Here is a 19,705-nt window from a genome sequence, read left to right as displayed (position 1 = left end):
TATTAGGACGATTAGGGCTACTTCCCTGGTATTGAATGGGTAAGACCCTAAGTTAAGAGTGCCTTTTTGAGCCACCCGGCCCGATTCAAGGGTGACGGTCTGAAGGTTGGGATTGCAACGGTAATCTCAGCTAAATTTCTCGACCGTTGCTGAACAGAATCTGGTCTATCTGCTGCTATTTTAAAGGGTTCACTCGGCTGTTTTTTTGCCGGGATGAGCTAAGTTTGTTTTGCTTTTTTTTCAGCGTTAGGACGCAACAACTATGACCCGTGACACAAATGCCCAAACCCGTTTTCAAACAGCGACCTTGGGATATCCCCGCATTGGGAAAAGTCGAGAATTGAAAAAGGCCTTAGAAGCCTTTTGGCGTGGTCAATCCAACGCAGAAACGCTCATCCAAACTCAACACGAGATTGAGTTGAGTCATTGGCAAACTCAACAAAACGCTGGCATTGATCGGATTGGCATCGGTGATATGAGCCTCTACGATCATGTTTTAGACTGGAGCATCTACTTAGGCATCATTCCCGAGCGGTTTGCTGCCTTTAGCGGACTGGAGCGTTACTTTGCCATGGCGCGGGGAAACGAGGGCATTCCGGCTCTGGAAATGACCAAATGGTTCGACACGAACTATCATTACCTGGTTCCAGAAATCCCTGAACACCTACAACCGGCAGACTTTAGTGATTTTCTGGCAACAGTCCGTCGCGCTCAAGACCAATTGGGCGATCGCGCGGTGCCAATTATTTTAGGTCCGGTGACCTTGCTGCGACTGAGTCGTTTCGAGATGAATCAGTCTCAGGCTGCTTCTGAACTTTGCGATCGCTATGTTCAGCTCCTTCAGGAACTCAAAGAACTGGGAGTTGCCGAAGTTCAAATCCATGAACCGGCTTTGGTCTTTGGGGATGCGGCTAACTTCAAAGAAAACTATCAAGCGACCTATCAATCTCTGAGTCAAATTGGCTTAGCCATTCAACTGGTCACCTACTTTGATGATTTGGGTGACAACTACTCCTGGGTGATGGAGCTGCCGGTCGCTGGTGTGAGTTTAGACTTCACCCGTGGGCGCAACCTAGAGTTATTACAACAGTATGGGTTCCCCGAGGATAAACAGTTAGGGGCCGGACTGGTGGATGCACGCAATATCTGGAAAATTCGCCCCGATGTGCTCCAGTCAACCCTAGATATCATCACCGGTGTCACCACCAACCTACGACTTCAGCCCTCAGCTTCTCTACAATTTGTTCCCTACGATGCCCAGCGGGAACGCAAACTCCCGGAACCGTTACTTCAGGTTTTGAGCTTTGCGGAACAAAAGCTGGAGGAACTGCAACTGCTGGCCACTCATTTGAGGCAACCTCAAGAGGCTGAAACCTCCTTGGAGGCGATTCGCGGTCAATGGCAAGCCTTCCAAGACTTTAGCCCAGTCAATCAAGGGGTGCAAGAGCGGTTGCAACGCCTCAGTTCTCAGGATTTAGAGCGTCCTTTGCCCTATGAACAACGTCTGCAACAACAACCCGTTCTACCCCCCTTCCCCACAACAACGATTGGTTCATTTCCCCAAACGTCAGATGTGCGAAAACTGCGGGTAAAACTCAAACGGGGTGACCTTAGCCAAGCCGAATATGAAGCGGCGATTGATGCGGAAATTGCCAAGTGCATTCAATTCCAAGACGAGGCCGGACTCGATGTCTTGGTCCATGGGGAATTTGAGCGCACCGACATGGTTGAATTTTTTGGCCAGCAGCTATCCGGCTTTGCCTTTACCGAATATGCTTGGGTGCAAAGTTACGGCAGCCGCTGCGTTCGTCCGCCGATTATTTATGGAGATGTCGCCCGGACTCAAGCGATGACAGTTCGGGAGTTCAAGGTGGCTCAATCTCTCACGGACAAAATTGTCAAAGGAATGCTGACGGGTCCGGTGACGATGATTAACTGGTCCTTTACTCGCACGGATATTTCCCGACGTGAACAAGCGATGCAGATTGCTTTGGCTTTGCGGGATGAAGTGGCTGACTTGGAAGCGGCTGGGGCGAAGATGGTGCAAATTGATGAGCCGGCCTTGCGGGAAGGGTTGCCCCTGAAGCCTGAACGCTGGGATGAGTATCTATCTTGGGCCGTGGATGCGTTCCGTTTATCTGCCGCCATTGCTCAACCTCAGACCCAAATTCACACTCATATGTGTTACTCGGAATTTGGGGACATTATTGAGCATATCGAGCGTTTGGATGCTGATGTGTTGTCGATTGAGAACAGCCGCAGTAATAATGAAACGCTGTTTGAGATTACGGATGCGGGCTATAAAAATCAAGTGGGCAATGGGGTTTATGATGTCCATAGTCCAGCGGTTCCTGCCACGGAACAGATGGTGCAGCAACTCAAGACTGGTGTGGCTAATTTGCCCGTGTCACAGATTTGGGTCAATCCTGATTGTGGATTGAAAACGCGCAGTTGGGATGAGGTGATTCCGTCTCTCAAAAATATGGTCGAAGCGGCAAAAGTGTTGCGTCAGGAGGTTGAGTTGACTCAGAAATAAGTCGATGTTTCAATCCCCCGTTTGTTACAGGCGGGGGACTGTCCACAACCCTTTGGAGGTTTTATGAGTGACGCCAATGATCCAACCCACGACCCACTCAATTTACGGATGAATTGGCAGCAAGATTTTATTACTAAAAATATCTTGGTTCTGGGCTATAATGCTTGGCTGGGATATCTCAAGGGTGAACGGGGTGCGGTGATTTGTAGCACTAACCGGCCCCGGTTGGGGATGGTGGGTGAGGGATTTCAAACTCACTTTGTTCCCCAATCCCGGCTGGCTGGGTTTCTCAATGCTTGGCTGGGGGCAACGGATAGGGCGATGTTACATCCCTCCTTTGTGAATGCTCATGTTTTGGAAATTGTGGAGACCTACAACCCCATTACGGAGTTAGTGTTTCTCTTGGAATCCTTCAATCAGGTCACTTTTTTCTACTTAAGAAATCTTCCAATTTGTCCCCCGAAGTGCTATGAGGAAATTTGCAACAATTGGGAGGAGTTTCAACCTGGAGTTGAGGATTTTTTGAATTGATTTTGTAAAAACTTTCGTTTGTTCTGAACTATGACTCTAATTACTCGTTTTTTCTTAACGGTTCTGCTGGCTCTGTTAGTGGTCTTTAGTACAGGGGATTGGGTGAAAGGATATCCCCGTGATGTTTCCGAGGCGCAGGACGGGAAGCCAACAGCAACCTATGGGGATGCGATCGCTCTCGACGCTCAGCCGTCACCGGATCGAGATTTAGTCATTGCCTACCGTCGCCGCTATATGAGTGCCTTGTCCGGTCATTATCGCTCTCTGGAAGAAATCCTGGAGAATGAGGCTCCTTTCTCAGAACATACCCTAACTCACATTGAGGCCCTAGTGTCCCTGGCGGAGTTGATGCCAGATGTTTTTCCTCCTGGAACGGGGATGATGTCAGACGACGACTGGGGTGCGAAGCCCTCAATTTGGGAGGAACTGGATAATTTTTCTCAACTGATTGCTAATTTTCAAGCCAATCTTGAAGGATTGAAACTGGCGGCGATGGAGTCACAAACCTCTGTCAATTTAACCGATTCGTTTGCAGAAGTCAGAGAGGGATGCTTAGACTGTCATCGCTTATATCGAGTCCGGCAACCCTAGATTAGAGAAGTCCAGCTATTCGGGAATGACATCATTGACGACTTTCAAGATTTCGCTGGTGACACCGTAGCTTTTACGGATGTTGAGGCGACGCAGTTCGATGTTAAGAACTCGACGCATAATTTCTTGTACGTCTGGAGGGGCGCTTTGCAGGGGTTCCCACACTTCATCAAAGTTTTGGCGATCGCCATATTGGGCCCGCTGTTCGGAGAGAATTGAGGAGACGCCGAGGGTGGGAACATCCCAGTCAGCGGTTGGGGCCTCGTCCCAGGTGTCATCAAAGAGGGTAGGCTCAGAGACAACGGAATCGATATGGGGATTGTCGTCAGCGGGATGGAAATAATCGGAAGCCATAAGACAGGGAATTGGCAGGTTTTCTGGGTTGAGGAGGGTTAATCGAGGCTAAATTTCTCTTGCAGTTTTCGCAGTTGCTGTTGGGCCTCTTCCGCGTTATCCGCGAGTTCGGCAAATTCAAGAAAGCGTTTGAGTTCTTTCTTTAAGAGGTTGCGTTCAACTTCCCAGGTCTCGCGATCGAGGTCGGGGGGTAAGACAATGGTATCAAATAGGGTGGCATGGTCTTTACTGGGATGGGGGCGCAGGATACGACCACGACGTTGGACGAATTGGCGGGGGTTGCTGCTGCTGGCGAGGATGGCGGCGGTGCGAATGGCGGGAATATCAACCCCTTCGTCGAGACAACGGATGGCGACTAATCCCTGGAGTTCTCCGGTTTCAAATTGCTGGCGCAGTTGTTCTCGTTCGTTGATGGAGGTTTCGGCGGTGTAGGTGTTGATGCGGAACCCCAATTCTCGCCCTAGCAGACGCACGACGGCTTCGATTTGTGGGGTGTTGGTTTCGCTGTCGCAGCCGTCGCTACAGTAAAAGAGGGTGTGACTGGTGTTGAGGCGCGATCGCATCATCCAGCGCAGGATATCCAGTTTGCGGCTGGCGGTGCCGATGAGGCGCGATCGCTTCACCAGTAAGGCGGTGAGTTCATCAGGATCGCGGTTCTTATCTCCAAGGGCCCAGCCGATGCGATGGGTGAGTTTGGCATATTGTTCGCTTTCCCAGGAGGTGAGGGGAACAAACAGGGGATAGTATTGATAGCGCACTAAGGCCCCGGCTTGGATGGCATCGCCGAGGGTGAGTTCCGGTTGGAGGACGTTGCCGAAATAGCTGAGAACGGCGTCGGTTCCTTCGTCGTCGAAGTGGCGTTCTGGGGTGGCGGAGAGGCCCAGCCGTAGGCCGATCTGACGGGGGAGGGCGGTTTCGAGGCGGGGTGCGCCCAGGTTGTGGACTTCATCGCCAATGATGAGGGTTTTGGCGGGGAGGTATTTGAGTTGCCATTGGAAGCGATCGCCCATCAAAGTGGCGTTGGTGGTGATAATCGTCAGAAAGGGCAAACTCTGCGATCGCACGGCGGTGAGGCGGCGGATGAGGGGGCTTTGCCAGTGATGGACACGTTCAAAGGCAAGAATGGGATCTAAGTCGAAGCGACGACATTCCCGGTCCCATTGCGTCACCAGATGGCGGTAGGGACAGATAATGAGCAGCACCTGGAGGCCAATGGCTTGATGGAGTCGGCTGGCGAGGGCGAGGGCGGTGATGGTTTTGCCGCTTCCCGTGGCCATCTTCAGGGTTCCCCGGCCACTCGCGGCGAACCAGTTGGCGATCGCCTGTTCCTGATAGGGGCGTAAGGTTAGGTCTGAGGGCAGTCGGGGGCGTCCGCTCGGGAGTGCCTGGGCTAAATCCAACAGCATCGACGTGTTTGGGGAAATGCTGTTGTCATTCTAGCTGGCTTGGGTCACTCTGGGAATTCCCTCAGTTTACTGGGGCGGATGCGTATAGTAGAGAGGAACGTTTTTAGAGTTTGCCCGGTTATGAAACGCACCGTTTTGTCATTGACTCTTGTGAATCTTTTAGCCCCTCTGAGTCTGGGGATGGTTGCTGTGAGCCTACCCTCCCTTGGGGCTAGGCCAGTCATGGCTCAGGCCCCTAACCAAATTTTTGACGACCCCGAGATTTCACCTGAGCGGGAGGCCTTGATTCATGAGATTATTCGCGCGACCAATGAGGTGAATGTCATGGTTGAGTCCGTGCGGCTGAGCTTAGAGGCCATGCCCGGCTTCCCTTCCCAATTGCGGGAAGAATATCTAGGCCGGTTTGAGGCTGATTATGTGGATTTGGTGACGCCGATTTATGCGGAATACTACAGTCAGGAGGAGTTGGAGGCACTGTTAAGGTTTTACCAGTCTGATGCGGGACGGGCAATTGCTGAACGGGCTCCCGATGTGGCACGCAATGCGTTTAGTCGGGTCTCAGTTTGGGCTGAACTGAATATTCTCGATATCTTGCAGAATATGGGAAATTAAGACGGGCTAATCTAACAGATGCCACGACGGCCAATTGTACTAAAACCATTGTCCTGATGAGCCTTAGTCCCGGACTCAGACAAAGGATGCTGGAGGGATGCATTGTCTCATCCGTAGCGCCTATTCAGTTGCGCTACGGATGAGGGAGCGATCGCCCATAGAACATCTATAACGCTCCCCATCAGCACGGCGGGTTTTTCATTTTTCCTCCATCTTCAGGGGGTTTCGCAGTTCCAAAAGACGGGGGACAGCAATGGCCAACACCAGTAACAGCAAGGCCCCCACACTAAAGGTGGCGACCCCAGAGACGAGTTTTTCCAAGGGAACCAAACGCCCGACGAAAAAGGAAAGACTCACCATCACCGAGGCCCAAACAGCGGCCCCAGATGCATTACAGAGAAAGAACTTACCATAGGGCATCTCGGAAATGCCCGCTAGGGGCCCGGCAAAAATCCGCAGCAGGGCCACGAAACGCCCAAGGAACACGGCTTTGGCGGCATTGTTCGTGAATTGATGTCGCAGTCCGTAAAGTTGCTCCTCAGAAATCCGCAATAGCCGGCCAATCCGTACCATGAGGGGGAACCCTCCCCAGCGGCCAATCCAATAGCCAACGTTATCTCCCAAAATTGCCCCCCCGGTGGCGCAGAGGAGGACGATCCAATAGTCCAGTTCCCCCTCTCCAGCTAAGAACCCTCCCACCAGGGTTAAGGTTTCTCCGGGAAGGGGAACCCCCGCATTTTCCAGGGAGATTCCCCAAAAAACTGCCCAGTAGCCGTATTGACGAGCGATTTCTTCCACCGCTTCTAACGAGATTGCCTCAGACATTCAATGCCTCGATTGACTCATAATCTTCTTATTTCTTAACACTTAGAGGTCAAAAAACGCAATGAACCCCCCCATTGGTCGGGGAGGAGGCAGACCGCACCCATGAAGTGAGAGGAAGCATTTCCTCCGGTCTCAGCCTAGAGACGCGGGGATTAAGCGCCGCCAAAGGAGGGTAAGGATGCCCGCTGCCGAGACTCTTCAAAGCTGGGCAAGTCAAGGTTTCCAGACTGGCGGCGGGTCTGCTGAGCCAGGCGATAGCTAACACTTTGTAGCTCGGAGTGAAGCTGACGATTTTCTCGCTGCAACATCTCAACTCGCTCTTGAACCGGTTTGAGCCGCTCTGCAAACTTTTGTTTATAAATCTCAGGAAGTTCCTGCACGACCTGCTCTAGCATTCTAGCGCGATCGTTAAGTTCCTGCACGGTTTGTCGCTGTTGCAGCAGTTCGCGATCGCGCTCAGCAATCTGTTGTTGATAGAAGTCTACTTGCTGCTCGACTTCCGAGAGTTGAGCATGGAGGAGTTGCAATTGCTCACTCTGGCCCTGGGTGCTGGCGGCGGGGGTGGCGTTACCACTTCCTTTGACGAGCCGGAACAGTTCTTGAGAGAGTTGCTGCACCAGTTGATCGCGCATCTTCACCTCTTCTTGTAGATGCGCCACTTCAGCCCGAAGTTCTTGCGGGTTGAGAGATTCTGTCAGGTTTACCAAAATGACCTCCTCGGCAGGCTAACGGTTCAGTTGAGATAGCTCAACGGGGTTTAAATGGGTTGTATCTAATTATGAACGATACTTTAGCATCTGTTCCGGGCGATCGCTCCCCTTCGTCAACCTTTTGTTGCAAATTCTGAGACAATTTAGCCCATCGGTGAAGCTGTTGCTGAGATAAACGGGATTATGGTAGGTCAGTTGATTGTCTTTGAGGGAATTGAGGGAGCGGGCAAAACCACGCAATTGCAACGAGCGGCGGCCTGGTTGCGATCGCAGGTGACGGTTCCGGTGTTAACGACTCGCGAACCTGGGGGAACGCTGTTAGGGCAGGAGTTGCGTCATCTGCTGCTCAAGGTGCGGGGGGAGGATGAGATTGCCCCGCGCTCGGAATTACTCCTCTATGCCAGCGATCGCGCTCAGCATGTGGAACAGTACCTCAAGCCCAACTTAGCCCAGGGGGCAATGATTCTGTGCGATCGCTATACCCATTCCACCCTGGCGTATCAGGGCTATGGCCGACAATTGGACGTCGGGTTAATCCGACAGCTCAATGCGATCGCCACAGGGGGCTTACAGCCCGATTTAACCCTCTGGTTCGATCTCCCCCCTGAAGTGGGCCTACAACGGATTCAGCAGCGGGGGGAACCCAACCGTTTAGAACGAGAAGCCTTAGCCTTCCATGAGCGAGTGCGTCAAGGCTACCGGGCCTTAGCCGCACAAGACTCCGAACGGATGATTCGTCTCGATGCTGAGGCCCCACCCGATGAGCTTGAACAAGAAATTCAAAAAATTTTGCAAAAGAGCTTAGGCCAGCCCTTATCATGAGGAGGGGAGCTTTCAAAGACATCCTGTCAGCTTCGGGTCAATGACGATAGGCAAACGGACTGGAGATTGTGGCAAACGCGATACATTTAGCCCTGGTAGAAAATGGGGCCGCCCGCTGGACGAATGCAAAACAGGGTCAGGGGGCGATCGCCTTAGATTTAACCGACGCCCATCTAATCGGGGTAGACTTCCGAGAGTTTAACCTGGCGAATTGCAATCTTCGGGGAGCGACCCTGATTGGGGCCAACTTTCGCGGGGCCACCCTCACAGGAGCGGATTTAAGTGACGCCAACCTCAACGGGGCGAACTTTCATCAAGCCAACCTGCGCCAAACGAATCTCAACAACGCTCAACTGCGTCGTGCGAGTTTATGTGAAGCGGATTTACAGGGCGCTCATCTCAACCAAGCCGACCTCTGCGAAGCCACCCTCCATGGGGCAGAGGTTGTTGGCGCCTATCTCTATCAAGCCAACCTTTCCTACAGCGACCTCTCCGGGGTTCATTTTAACGGCTCTTACCTCGCCCGCGCCGATTTACGCAGCGCTAACCTGAGCCAAGCGGATTTACGACAGACTCACCTGCACAATGCCAATCTTAGCGGTGCCATCTTGACGGGGGTGGTCCTGCGCTACGCCCAGATGCAAGGCGTCCGCTTAGATGCGGCCCAGCTAAGCCAGATTGATGACTGGGGGGCGATGGGGTTAAACAAATCCCCCAACCTCTGATGCCGAAGTTGGGGGATATCGAGATCTAGCTGTGGACTGTTCCGAGGGGGGTTAGCCGTTGTCCTTGCGGGCGTAATCATCCTGGAAACGGATAATATCGTCTTCCCCGAGATATTCACCATTCTGAACTTCAATCAGAACCAGGGGGATGACACCGGGGTTTTCCAGGCGGTGGCTCGTTCCTTGAGGGACATAGGTGGACTGGTTGCTGTACACCAGTTCTTCCTTCTCATCACAGATGACTCGTGCGGTTCCGGAGACGACAATCCAATGCTCACTGCGATGATGGTGCATCTGCAAGCTGAGGCGATGTCCCGGCTTGACTTCAATGCGCTTAATTTTATAGCGAGTTCCTTCTTCAAGGACGGTAAACGACCCCCAAGGGCGCAGTTCCGTGGCTGCAATGCCTTGAGTGGTCTCAGTTAATGTGGGTAACGCTTTATGATTTGTCGATTCCTTAACAGATGCCATATGCGAGTCGCCTCCGTCTATCCTTGAACTGTCATGGGGTAGAGGGCGCATGAACCCTCACAAATCCCATTGTGATATACAGATCTCAAATCTGGGGAATTTTGCGCCAAGCTTTAAGCAATCTTTATAGAATCAGGGCGGTTAGCTTCATCTGAGAATAGGAAGGACTGCCCTGACTAAGCTGAATCCGCAGGACTAGGCAGCGATAAATGGGGGGGAGTCTAGGGTTAGGGTGAACCATTTGCGATGGGTCTGAGTCTCTAGTTTTAGAACCCAGCAAGGGTTGAGGTTCTGATGTAGAGGTATCCCTAGATACAAGGTACAGGTTCGGTAATGGTCAAACATTAATGGTGGCAACAGACAAACCCAATCGCCCCGCCGATGGGGAATTAGTGCGTCGCTGCTGTCAAGGGGATGAACTGAGTTTTCGGGAACTGTATCGACGCTATCAAGGTAAAGTGCGTGCAACACTTTATCAACTTTGTGGTCGAGAGGTGCTTGATGATCTAGTTCAGGAAACCTTCCTCCGAGTTTGGAGAGGCCTGCCGAAACTGCGATCGCCCGAATACTTTTCCACTTGGCTCTATCGTATTGTTTGGAATGTCGCCACCGATAAACGGCGAGACTTTGCCAAAAGCGCCAACTTACGGGCCAAACTCCAACCGGACGCACCGGTCGATCCTCCTGATCTGATGGAACTTCAGTATCGGGATTGGGTGGAAGAGGCGCTGCAAGATCTGAAATTAGATTTTAGGAGTGTGATTGTGTTGCATGATCTCGAAGATCTTCCCCAAAAACAGGTGGCGGAAATTCTCGACATTCCCGTGGGAACCGTCAAATCTCGTTTATTCCATGGACGGAAACTGGTCCGTCGCTATCTTGAAAATCAGGGGGTGACATTTTGACTGACTCTTACGATGACGATCGCCCACTGATCGCGTTTTTACAACACCATCAACCGCTTCCCCCTCCCGCTCCCGCAGAACTTGAAGCACAACTCCTCCAGCAAATTGGGCTGGAACAGACCCTTAGGCGGGTTCAACGGCGACGGCGATGGCGGTTGTGTGGGGCGATCGCGGCGGCCCTGATTCCCTTGGCTTGGTTAGCCCACCGCAGTTTCTCTCCCCAACTCAGTCCCGCTGAGCTCGCACAACTCGAAACCTTCCTCGAAGAGAGTTGGTATTGTTCGAGCTATGAATGTGAACCTGACTTTGGAGAACAAGAGGAGTGGGAGATGGTTTGGGAGCTATCAGAGCGCTAACGGAAACAGGACAGGGACAAGACGGGAGCCGACTCCCCGGCTGGGGTTCACCCACAACAACCATTAACGATAAACATTGACTCAGGAGCTAGATAATCATGGCTAACTCAACTCATTTTAACCATCCCGTTCACAACAACCACCGCACCCGCAAAGCCGCACTCTTAGGACTTTTAGGGTTCCTAGTGTTGGGAACCGTAACCACATCCTATGCCAATGCGGAAGATTTGCGGCCTCGTGAGATTCAGATGAGTCAGCGGGGCCCGGGAGAGCGGGGACAAATGCGTTGGATGGAACGCCTGGATTTGACGTCGGATCAAATGAACTCTATCCAGGCAATTCGCGATCGCTATCAACCGCAACTGGAAACACTTCGTGAACGGATGAAACAGCAGCGCGATACCATGCACACGGTGATGGGCAGTAACGCTTCGTCTGAGGATATCCGTCAACAGCGTCAACAGATGATGCAGTTACGGGATGAGATGTCGGAGTTGCGCTTCAACTCAATGATGGAAATCCGCGAGGTTCTCACAGAGGAACAGCGGGCCCAGGTTCGCGAGTGGATGGAAGAACGCCGTGGACAACGAGGAGAGCGTGGTGGACAGGGCGGTGAAGGTCGTCGTGGCCCCGGAGGAATGCGCTAAGGCTAGATACATCCTGACCAACTGTTGCCAAAATCCGTTAGGATCGCTCTAAAGATATATTCACGCCAGGAATGCTTTGTCGTCCCTGGCGTTTTTGCGACTCCATGAAATTCCTCGAACTCGTCCTACAAAACTTTGGTCCTTATATCGGACGACAAGAACTCAATTTACGTCCAATCGAAGCGGAAGGGGGGGAACTGGCCCCGATTATCCTCTTCGGAGGGATGAATGGTGGCGGGAAAACCACCCTCATGGATGCGATTCGCCTGGCCCTCTATGGACAACGGGCCCAATGTTCAACGCGGGGAAGTCTCAATTATGGGGATTTCTTGGCTCAATGTGTGAATCGCCATAGTGACCCCCATGAGAAAACGAGGATTGAACTGCTGTTTGAGCAGGTGGTGAATAATCGCCAGGTGCGGTATCGGATTATTCGCACTTGGGATCGCCATCCCAAGGAAGGGAAGGAAACGCTGGGGATTTATCAGCCGGATGGGGTGGGAAATAGTGATTGGAAGGATGAGGCCCTGTCGGAAACGTGGGATGAGTATGTGGAAACGCTGCTCCCTTTGGGGATTTCTAATTTGTTTCTGTTTGATGGGGAACAGGTGAAGGAGTTGGCGGAACAGGAGGCCCCACCGCCCCTGGTGTCGGGGGCGATTAAGTCTCTGTTAGGGTTGGAGTTAGCGGAACGCTTGGCGGTGGATTTGGAGGTGTTGGTGAATCGCAAGCGCAAGACGTTGGCGGGAAAGAAGGAACGAGCGGAGATTGAGGCGATTGAGCGGCGTTTGGAGGAGGCTCAGCAGGAGCATCAGGAACTTCAGGAGCAGGTTAAGGGGTTAAAACGGGAACGCCAGAGGACCCTGGAGGAGGAGGAACGGGCAACGGCGGTGTTTCGCGCTCAGGGGGGCAAGATTGCTGAGGAACGAGCGGCCCTGGAGGCTCAGCAGGCGAGTCAGAAACAGGAGGTGGAGCGTCATCGCGATCGCCTGCGGGAGTTGGCGGCGGGTTGTTTACCTCTCGTTGGGATTGAGCCGTTGTTACGGATGGCTCATAAGCAAGGGGATTGGGAAGCTCAAGAAACTCGCGCTCGTTTGCTACAGGGGGCGATGGAGGAGCGAGATCAGCGGCTGTTGGCGCTGTTGCACGGGTTGGACTTGACGACATCTCAGTTAGAGAGGGTGGAAGAGTTTTTAGGGGAGGATGGCCCGGAAACCCAGGATGAGGCGGCCCTATGGTTGGGGTTGAGTGAGCGCCAGTTGCAGGGGTTGGGGGCTTTGCTGGGCGATCGCCTTCTCGATGGGTTCCGTCAATGGGAGATGACTCAAGAGGCGTTACAGGAGGCGTTGGAGGCGTTGACTCGCACGGAACAGTTGATGGCTCAGGCGGCCCCCAAGGAGGAGAGCGATCGCCTGTTCCAAGCCATGACGCAGGCCCAGGGGGAACGCCAGAAACTCGATGCGACTCTGGAGTTACGAGAACGGGAGGTTCAGCAGCGAGGGGCTGAGGTGGAACGGATTAAGAAGGAGTTGGCCAGTTATGGGGAGGAGAATGTCGATCGCCAAAATGCCAATCATTTGATTGATAATGCCAAATCGGTGCAACGGACGTTAGGGCAGTTCCGGGAACGGTTGACGCTACGGAAACTCAATAAGTTGGAATTGGAGGTGACGGAATGTTTCCGCTATCTGTTGCATAAGTCGGATTTGGTGCATCGGGTGGTGATTGAGGCGGAGGACTTTCGCTTACTGTTATATGATCGTCAGGGGCAGATGGTTCCCAAACATCGCCTTTCGGCGGGGGAAAAGCAGTTGTTGGCGATCGCCTTCCTCTGGGGCTTGGCGCGGGTGTCGGGCCGTCAGCTTCCGGTGGCGATTGATACTCCCCTAGGGCGCTTGGATTCCTCTCACCGTCAAAATCTGGTGGAACGCTATTTTCCGGCGGCGAGTCATCAGGTGATTTTGTTGTCGACGGATACGGAGATTCGTGAGGCGGAAGCGAAGCAACTGCGAGAGTTTGGGGCGATCGCCCGGGAATACCGCCTCGACTATGACCCCAAGTTGCAGCAAACTCGGGTGCAATCGGGGTATTTTGAGTTTGGGGAAGGGGGATAGGGAACAGGGAATAGGGAATAGGGAACAGGATTGGAGATGAGTGAGTATTCTTGGAATTTTTGGTTTACGTTGCCGATTTATCCCTATGGACAGCGGCGGACGTTGCGGCGGGAGGTGGTGCGCGATCGCCTGTGGACGTTTGACCAACTTCAGGGGATTTTTTATGTGGTGGTTCCTATCCGCATGACGGTGGTGAAACTGGATGCGGGGGGGTTGTTGGTGTATGCACCGATCGCTCCCACTGGGGAATGTTTAAGGCTTCTCCATGAATTGGTGGCTGACCATGGTCCGGTTCGCTATATTATCCATCCCACGGTGTCGGGGTTGGAACATAAGGTGTTTGTGGGACCGTTTGCTCGGGCCTGTCCCCAGGCCCAGGTGTATATTGCCCCGCAACAGTGGAGTTTTCCGCTTAATCTACCGCTGAGTTGGTTGGGCCTTCCGGGCGATCGCACAAGGGTGATTCCTGATGAACCCAGTCAACTCCCCTTTGCGGACCAATGCGCCCTGGAGGTTCTCGGCCCCATTAATCTGGGAACGGGTTGGTTTGGGGAAGTGGCGCTCTATGACCGCCCTAGCCGGAGTTTACTGCTAACGGATAGTCTCATTGCCATTCCTGAAGACCCCCCGGCGATTGTCCAGTTGGACAGTTTTCCCCTGTTATTTCACGCTAAGGATAGTCCTTTTGATCGAGTCGAGGATACGCCGGAAAATCGCCGCAAGGGCTGGAAGCGTATCTGTTTGTTTGCGTCGTATTTCCGCCCCAGTGTTTTGGAGACAGCGCCCTGGGGTCAGGTGATTCGGGATGCCTTTAAGGTGGGCGATCGCTCTCGTAAAAACTACTTTGGTTTATATCCCTTTCAATGGACGGATGATTGGCAACGCTCCTTTGAGGCGCTGCGGGGCAATGGTCGCCCCTTGGTGGCGCCGGTGTTGCAGCAACTGATTCTTAATCGTGCCCCCCAGGAGACCTTAGATTGGGTGGAACGGGTCTCTCAATGGCACTGCGATCGCTTGATTTCTGCTCATTTTCAGTCTCCTATTTCTATCACAAAAGAGCAGTTTTGTCAAGCGTTTGCTTTTCTCAAAAGTCAGGACTTATGGACTCCGGCTCCTTTGCCTAACATCGATTTACAACTGTTAGCCGAGATTGACCAGGTTCTGTGCGATCGGGGTATTGTTCCCCCCTCAAAACTCAGCCGTTAGTTCGCTTCCATTTTGCCAAACATTGAGGACAAATCACCATGACCACTTTAACCTTACCCCCGATGGGCTGTGGAACCTGGGCTTGGGGAAATCGCCTACTTTGGGACTATGACGACAGCATGGATAGGGGTCTGCAACAGGTGTTTAATCTCTGTGTAGACAACGGCGTTACCCTCTTTGACACGGGGGACTCCTATGGAACGGGGAAACTCAGTGGACGCAGTGAATCCCTATTAGGACAATTCACACAACGCTACTGTGAAACGGCGGTTAAGGTGCAACGGACGGAGATTTGTCTGGCCACGAAATTAGCCCCCTATCCTTGGCGACTTAGCCGGGGTTCCATGATTGCAGCGGCGGAGGCTTCAGCGGAGCGTTTGGGGCGGATTGATTTGGCGCAAATGCACTGGTCAACGGCGAATTATTTTCCCTGGCAGGAATGGCCCTTACTTGATGGCTTAATGGATTTATATGAGGCGGGAAAAGTGCGGGGAGTTGGGGTCTCGAATTATGGACCCAAACGCTTGCGGCGAGTGCATCGTCGTTTTGCAGAACGGGGGATTCCTCTGGTGTCGTTACAGGTGCAGTATTCGTTGCTTTCGACCTATCCGGTGACGGAGTTAGGGTTAAAAGAGGTCTGCGATGAATTGGGGATTCAATTGATTGCTTATAGTCCCTTGGCGTTGGGGTTATTGACGGGGAAATACTCGGACGAAAAGACCCCTTCGGGGTTGCGGGGAGTGGTCTGTCGGCAGATTTTGCCGGGGGCGCGATCGCTGTTAGATTGTTTGGGGGCGATCGCTCAATCTCGTGAGAAAACTCCAGCCCAAGTGGCGTTGAATTGGTGTATGGCGAAGGGAACGATTCCCATTCCGGGGGCGAAAACCCTAGAACAGGCTCAGCAAAATCTGGGGGCGTTGGGTTGGATGTTAGAGAGTGGAGAGGTCGAGGAATTGGATCGGGAAGCGGCGAAGGTGAAAAAGCCCATGGTACAGAACATTTTTCAAAGCCGCTAGGGTGTGTTATGCTGTACTGGGGCGACAGCTTGGCAAAAAACAGGTATGGATAGAACAACTGAGGTTATACTCTGTAACTACACGAAGGGTGGAGCTGGAAAAACCACCGTTGCCGTTCATATCGCCAAGGTTCTGGTTGAGCAAACGATTGGGAAAACACTCCTCGTAGACTGTGATCCGCGTCCGGATTCTTGGCGATTTTTCCAAGGATCTCGGCCGCAATCTGGTCAAACTCGGGTATCTTGCCGAAGCCGTCTAGATTTACTCTGGAATCCACCCCAGTCCAGAGGCTCTCGATTTAAACCGATCAAGAAGGCAGAATACTCCCAATATGACTATCTTGTAATTGACAGTGACAGCCCCCCCGAGGATTCATTAACCCTTCTGAGCGACACCTTACCTGACCTGTTTATTATTCCTATTTCTCAGTCTCAATCTCACTCTATTCAGGATATTCCGAGTTTTCTCCAGGATATTGAGCGGGAGGTGCAGTTTATTCGGGACTCTGGGTTAGACTATAACCCTGTGGCGAAAGTCGTTCCTTTGGGCGTTGAGTATCAATCTATAGAGTCTGAATTACAGGCTTGGGAATTTCACCACTTGAATGTCATAATTGCGCAGCCCATGCCGCCTTTAGCTCAGGAGATTCAAACGTCTTTGAAGGAGAGAAAAATCATCTGGGCTTACCCTAATTTTGACAACTTAAAGAACTATTTTATTGATTTAATTAAAGTAGAAATTCCGGAGGTAGAATAAGCCATGTCTTCCCCTAATTCAACTCCAATCAGCGGTGTCAGTCAACGAGCAAGTGACATCGCTCGTGAGAATCGCGAGAGTCGTCAAAATGTCAGTGACGAAGATCTCAATCTGGTTCACGTCCAAGTCCCACGTTCTCTAGCCGCCAAAGTCGAGGAACTTATGGATTTTACGGGCTTATCGGCCAAAAACCTTTTTTATATGTCTGTCCACTTGGTATTATCCTATGCCAAAGCCAAAAGTCTCAAGATTCAAGACCTTCAAGGTTATCCCGATCAGCAAGAATTTCATGATGTAAGCAAGTATAAACTTGAGTTGAGTCAGCAGGACTTCCAAGAACTGCAAACGCAGGAACTCTTAGAAGAGGTTTCTCAATGTGTGATTCTGGGTCTAGAATTTCTTTATCGGCGACTTATTGAAATGAATCCGGTTGGCTAGTTGAGATGGATGGGGTGCAACTACGGGCGCTGATTGCGAGTAAAACTCGGGCAAGTTCGGCGGCGAAACAGCGTTCTGGGCAGGCTTATGCGCGGATGTTGGGCTTAACTCCTGGCCCGAGTGGAAAAGATGACCTCATCGATGGTTCGGGGGTAGTCAATGGACGTTTCATCTACTTTCAATGTAAGCTTTCCCAATATCCGTTGGGTGCTAAATATGCCGATGAGTTTTATGCTGGCTTGGAGAAGTATGAAGCTCAAATTGGTGTTATGCTCTCGGGTGTGGGTTATACAATTGGTAAAAATGAGGGATTTTTAGCTCGTTTAGAGGGGTATCCTCGCATTCAACAAGGAATCTTTCGCTATCATTTGTTGAGTCTTGAAGACCTCTATTGTGAGTCCGAGCGTTTTCTAAGAGCTTTGGAGGATTTACCGCCACTCCAGGATTTACGAGATGATAGTTGTCAGGAGGAATAATCTGTATAACGTTAGAGGTCATGGGGTGGGTGGGGATGAGCCGGAAGTGATGTAACACTCCCAAGTCTCATGTTGCAACTTGAACGAGTTGTTCTACAGTTAGGTTTAACTCCGGGAAGGTGGGCGATCGCAACCTGTCCTGACCTCGAAATAAGTTAACCCGATATTCTCCATCGACCCAATCATAAATCGAAACCGTCGGTTGCTTCGGGTCTCCAATATAACGCCGACCTCCCAATCCTAAATAATCAACAATCCAATATTCAGCAATTCCCAATTTCTCGTATTCTCCCAGCTTCATTAGATAATCATCCTGCCAATTCGTACTCACGACTTCTATGGCTAACTTAATAGTCGCACCCTGGATAATGGTCGATCGCTGTTTCCATAACGGTTCATGGTCTAGGGCATTCCTATCCAAGACTATCACATCGGGGATATAAGCCGATTTAGGGGAATCAATGGCTTTAACCAGTCCTTGGCGGGGGATAAAAAAGGGCAAGTCTTGACGGTCAATGTAAATGGATAGTTTAGAGGCTAAAAAACCAGCAACTTGCTCGTGAGTTCCGGTTGGTTGCACCTTGACAATGACTCCATCATGTAGTTCAAATCGCCCCTCATACCCATCGGGATACCAATCCAGAAACTCATCTAAGGTCAGGGCAATGTGTTGTTCTTCTATCTGGTTTAACATAGCTCACCTGGACAAATAGGGGTCTAAATGAGTGACTCTGAGCGAAAATGGGATTAGACTCTAACGGATCGCAAACCCCGTATAAGGTCGAAGATCAGGGTGATGGAACCCTAAAACAATCTTATCTTGGGGGATACCGGCGTTCAGTAACTCATCGGCGATTCCATCTTCTAAGCCATCTTGGTGAATCCACACCTTATCGCCGATAATTTCTAAGTGGAGAACACAACCATGAACTTGTTTGTTATTCAGTTGTCCAACAGTTCGTTTGCAGTTTGCTTAACGCAAAAGATGTTGATGAACGGCTAACACCAGATTATCCGTCCAATGATGGACTAACTCGGAGGTGGCCGCTTCCACCATGACGCGAATCACGGGTTCCGTTCCCGAGGCCCGAACCAAGACACGGCCTTGATCGCCCATGGCGGTTTCAGCGTGGGCGATCGCCTGCTGAAGGGGGTCACACTGTTGCCAGTTTAACCGCAATTCCCGATCCTCGACTCGCACATTCTGCAACACCTGGGGATAGGTTTGGAAACTCTGATTCACTAACTCCGATAAGCCATTTCCACTGCGTTTGACTAAGGCGGCTACGTGTAAGGCCGTTAGGAGGCCATCACCGCTAACGCCGTAATGACTACAAATGACATGGCCCGACTGTTCGCCGCCCAGGGTGGAACCGGTTCGTTGCATTTCGGCGTGAACATATTGACCGCCGACGGAGGTTCGCAGCAGTTGGCCCCCTTGGGCCTCCCAGGCCCGTTCAAAGCCTAAATTGGCCATCACTGTGGAGACAATGAGATTATCGGGGAGTTGTCCCTGGTTGCGCAAGGCCTGACCCCAGAGATAGAGGATATAATCGCCGTCAATGGCCCGTCCTTGACTGTCTACGGCTAAGACGCGATCGGCATCGCCGTCAAAGGCAAATCCTAAACAGGCATTATGGCTTAATACGGCGGCCCGTAGGGGGTCGAGGTGCGTTGAACCGCAGTTGACGTTGATGCGATCGCCGTCGGGGCGATCATGAAGACAAATTACTTCAGCCCCCAAGGCGGCGAAGGCTTGCGGGGCTACATGACTGGCGGCCCCCCAGGCTAAGTCTAATACGACTTTCATTCCCTGTAAATCGAGTCCCAGGGGGGTTTGAACGGCGTTGAGATAGTCGTTGACTAATTCGGGGCGATGATGGTGATGGCCCCAACTGGGGCTATTCTGACTGAGGCTGAGTTGGCCGCGAATTCCGGCTTCGATGCGTTGTTGAATGTCTGAGGGGAGTTTGGCCCCGGTTGGCCCGAAGAATTTAATGCCATTATCGGCGGGGGGGTTATGGCTGGCGGAAATCATCACCCCACCGATGGCTTCGGAGGTGGCGGCGAGATAGGCGACGCAGGGGGTGGGACATAATCCTAAATCCCAGACTTCTAACCCGGCGGCGGTGAGTCCCGCTGATAGGGCCATGGCTAACATACTACTGGAGTTGCGGGAATCTTGCCCGAGGGCGATCGCACCCCGTC

General features: G+C 52.0%; 22 protein-coding genes and 1 pseudogene. 15 read left to right on the top strand and 8 right to left on the bottom strand.

All coding sequences use genetic code 11. From position 1 onward, the window contains the following. Window positions 1-262: 262 nt before the first annotated feature. The 3 genes from metE to NEA10_RS17765 all read left to right on the top strand — a co-directional run bounded on the left by metE (window position 263) and on the right by NEA10_RS17765 (window position 3,658). Window positions 263-2,536, top strand: coding sequence for a 5-methyltetrahydropteroyltriglutamate--homocysteine S-methyltransferase (gene metE / locus NEA10_RS17775; protein WP_252662678.1), 2,274 nt, complete (start codon window positions 263-265; stop codon window positions 2,534-2,536). A 63-nt stretch (window positions 2,537-2,599) separates the two neighbouring features. Next, window positions 2,600-3,067 (top strand): hypothetical protein, encoded by a 468-nt coding sequence (locus NEA10_RS17770; protein WP_252662677.1) that lies wholly within the window; start codon window positions 2,600-2,602, stop codon window positions 3,065-3,067. 30 nt (window positions 3,068-3,097) lie between these two features. After that, window positions 3,098-3,658 (top strand): c-type cytochrome, encoded by a 561-nt coding sequence (locus tag NEA10_RS17765; RefSeq protein WP_252662676.1) that lies wholly within the window; start codon window positions 3,098-3,100, stop codon window positions 3,656-3,658. 15 nt (window positions 3,659-3,673) lie between these two features. On the opposite strand, the gene NEA10_RS17760 is transcribed toward NEA10_RS17765, so the two are convergent. Beyond that, on the bottom strand, window positions 3,674-4,012 hold the full coding sequence (locus NEA10_RS17760; RefSeq protein ID WP_252662675.1) for a hypothetical protein: 339 nt from the start codon (window positions 4,010-4,012) through the stop codon (window positions 3,674-3,676). A gap of 38 nt (window positions 4,013-4,050) precedes the next feature. Continuing rightward, the gene (locus NEA10_RS17755) at window positions 4,051-5,418 is read right to left on the bottom strand and encodes a DNA phosphorothioation system restriction enzyme (protein WP_252662674.1); all 1,368 of its coding nucleotides are present in this window, start codon (window positions 5,416-5,418) and stop codon (window positions 4,051-4,053) included. A 120-nt stretch (window positions 5,419-5,538) separates the two neighbouring features. On the opposite strand from NEA10_RS17755, the gene NEA10_RS17750 reads away from it, so the two are divergent. Next, a complete protein-coding gene (locus NEA10_RS17750; protein WP_252662673.1) occupies window positions 5,539-6,030 on the top strand; it encodes a DUF2059 domain-containing protein in 492 nt (163 codons plus the stop codon). Window positions 6,031-6,228: 198 nt separating this feature from the next. Here the strand turns inward: NEA10_RS17750 and NEA10_RS17745 are convergent, their stop codons facing one another. Both NEA10_RS17745 and NEA10_RS17740 read right to left on the bottom strand, forming a co-directional pair. After that, complete coding sequence (locus tag NEA10_RS17745) at window positions 6,229-6,855, bottom strand: DedA family protein (RefSeq protein ID WP_252662672.1); 627 nt, start codon at window positions 6,853-6,855, stop codon at window positions 6,229-6,231. A 152-nt stretch (window positions 6,856-7,007) separates the two neighbouring features. Continuing rightward, window positions 7,008-7,562, bottom strand: coding sequence for an Npun_F5560 family protein (locus tag NEA10_RS17740; protein WP_374111796.1), 555 nt, complete (start codon window positions 7,560-7,562; stop codon window positions 7,008-7,010). Window positions 7,563-7,748: 186 nt separating this feature from the next. Between NEA10_RS17740 and tmk the strand changes: the two genes are divergently transcribed. Both tmk and NEA10_RS17730 read left to right on the top strand, forming a co-directional pair. Further along, entirely contained in the window at window positions 7,749-8,387 is a 639-nt protein-coding gene (gene tmk, locus NEA10_RS17735) for a dTMP kinase (RefSeq protein ID WP_252662671.1), read from the top strand. Between the two features lie 68 nt (window positions 8,388-8,455). Next, a complete protein-coding gene (locus NEA10_RS17730) occupies window positions 8,456-9,112 on the top strand; it encodes a pentapeptide repeat-containing protein (protein WP_252662670.1) in 657 nt (218 codons plus the stop codon). Between the two features lie 51 nt (window positions 9,113-9,163). Here the strand turns inward: NEA10_RS17730 and NEA10_RS17725 are convergent, their stop codons facing one another. Beyond that, a complete protein-coding gene (locus NEA10_RS17725) occupies window positions 9,164-9,583 on the bottom strand; it encodes a cupin domain-containing protein (protein ID WP_252662669.1) in 420 nt (139 codons plus the stop codon). Window positions 9,584-9,930: 347 nt separating this feature from the next. Here NEA10_RS17725 and NEA10_RS17720 point away from each other — a divergent pair, with 347 nt between their 5' ends. The 9 genes from NEA10_RS17720 to NEA10_RS17680 all read left to right on the top strand — a co-directional run bounded on the left by NEA10_RS17720 (window position 9,931) and on the right by NEA10_RS17680 (window position 17,497). Continuing rightward, window positions 9,931-10,488, top strand: a complete 558-nt coding sequence (locus NEA10_RS17720; protein WP_252662668.1) for a sigma-70 family RNA polymerase sigma factor — start codon at window positions 9,931-9,933, stop codon at window positions 10,486-10,488. After that, window positions 10,485-10,844, top strand: coding sequence for a hypothetical protein (locus NEA10_RS17715; protein WP_252662667.1), 360 nt, complete (start codon window positions 10,485-10,487; stop codon window positions 10,842-10,844). Before NEA10_RS17720 ends, NEA10_RS17715 begins: the two co-directional genes overlap by 4 nt. Before the next feature lie 98 nt (window positions 10,845-10,942). After that, window positions 10,943-11,491: a Spy/CpxP family protein refolding chaperone gene (locus NEA10_RS17710; protein WP_252662666.1), complete on the top strand. Its 549-nt coding sequence runs from the start codon at window positions 10,943-10,945 to the stop codon at window positions 11,489-11,491. A gap of 104 nt (window positions 11,492-11,595) precedes the next feature. Then, the gene (dndD, locus tag NEA10_RS17705; protein ID WP_252662665.1) at window positions 11,596-13,605 is read left to right on the top strand and encodes a DNA sulfur modification protein DndD; all 2,010 of its coding nucleotides are present in this window, start codon (window positions 11,596-11,598) and stop codon (window positions 13,603-13,605) included. A 36-nt stretch (window positions 13,606-13,641) separates the two neighbouring features. After that, window positions 13,642-14,811 carry a DUF4336 domain-containing protein gene (locus NEA10_RS17700; RefSeq protein ID WP_252662664.1) on the top strand — a complete coding sequence of 390 codons (1,170 nt, stop codon included), beginning with the start codon at window positions 13,642-13,644 and terminating at the stop codon, window positions 14,809-14,811. A 38-nt stretch (window positions 14,812-14,849) separates the two neighbouring features. Then, on the top strand, window positions 14,850-15,827 hold the full coding sequence (locus NEA10_RS17695; RefSeq protein ID WP_252662663.1) for an aldo/keto reductase: 978 nt from the start codon (window positions 14,850-14,852) through the stop codon (window positions 15,825-15,827). A 45-nt stretch (window positions 15,828-15,872) separates the two neighbouring features. Next, window positions 15,873-16,583: a ParA family protein gene (locus tag NEA10_RS17690; RefSeq protein WP_252662662.1), complete on the top strand. Its 711-nt coding sequence runs from the start codon at window positions 15,873-15,875 to the stop codon at window positions 16,581-16,583. A gap of 3 nt (window positions 16,584-16,586) precedes the next feature. Further along, window positions 16,587-17,021 carry a hypothetical protein gene (locus NEA10_RS17685; protein ID WP_252662661.1) on the top strand — a complete coding sequence of 145 codons (435 nt, stop codon included), beginning with the start codon at window positions 16,587-16,589 and terminating at the stop codon, window positions 17,019-17,021. Between the two features lie 14 nt (window positions 17,022-17,035). Beyond that, window positions 17,036-17,497 carry a restriction endonuclease gene (locus NEA10_RS17680; RefSeq protein ID WP_252662660.1) on the top strand — a complete coding sequence of 154 codons (462 nt, stop codon included), beginning with the start codon at window positions 17,036-17,038 and terminating at the stop codon, window positions 17,495-17,497. 67 nt (window positions 17,498-17,564) lie between these two features. On the opposite strand, the gene NEA10_RS17675 is transcribed toward NEA10_RS17680, so the two are convergent. The 3 genes and pseudogenes from NEA10_RS17675 to glmM all read right to left on the bottom strand — a co-directional run. Continuing rightward, a complete protein-coding gene (locus NEA10_RS17675; RefSeq protein ID WP_252662659.1) occupies window positions 17,565-18,191 on the bottom strand; it encodes a Uma2 family endonuclease in 627 nt (208 codons plus the stop codon). A gap of 60 nt (window positions 18,192-18,251) precedes the next feature. Then, window positions 18,252-18,443 carry an element excision factor XisI family protein gene (locus NEA10_RS17670; protein ID WP_374111913.1) on the bottom strand — a complete coding sequence of 64 codons (192 nt, stop codon included), beginning with the start codon at window positions 18,441-18,443 and terminating at the stop codon, window positions 18,252-18,254. 27 nt (window positions 18,444-18,470) lie between these two features. Continuing rightward, window positions 18,471-19,703, bottom strand: a pseudogene (gene glmM, locus NEA10_RS17665) (phosphoglucosamine mutase); the annotation flags it as partial. Between the last annotated feature and the right edge of the window lie 2 nt (window positions 19,704-19,705).

Source organism: Phormidium yuhuli AB48 (genome assembly GCF_023983615.1).
Classification (GTDB): Bacteria; Cyanobacteriota; Cyanobacteriia; order Cyanobacteriales; family Geitlerinemataceae; genus Sodalinema; species Sodalinema yuhuli.
This window is presented reverse-complemented; position numbering and strand designations above follow the sequence as displayed.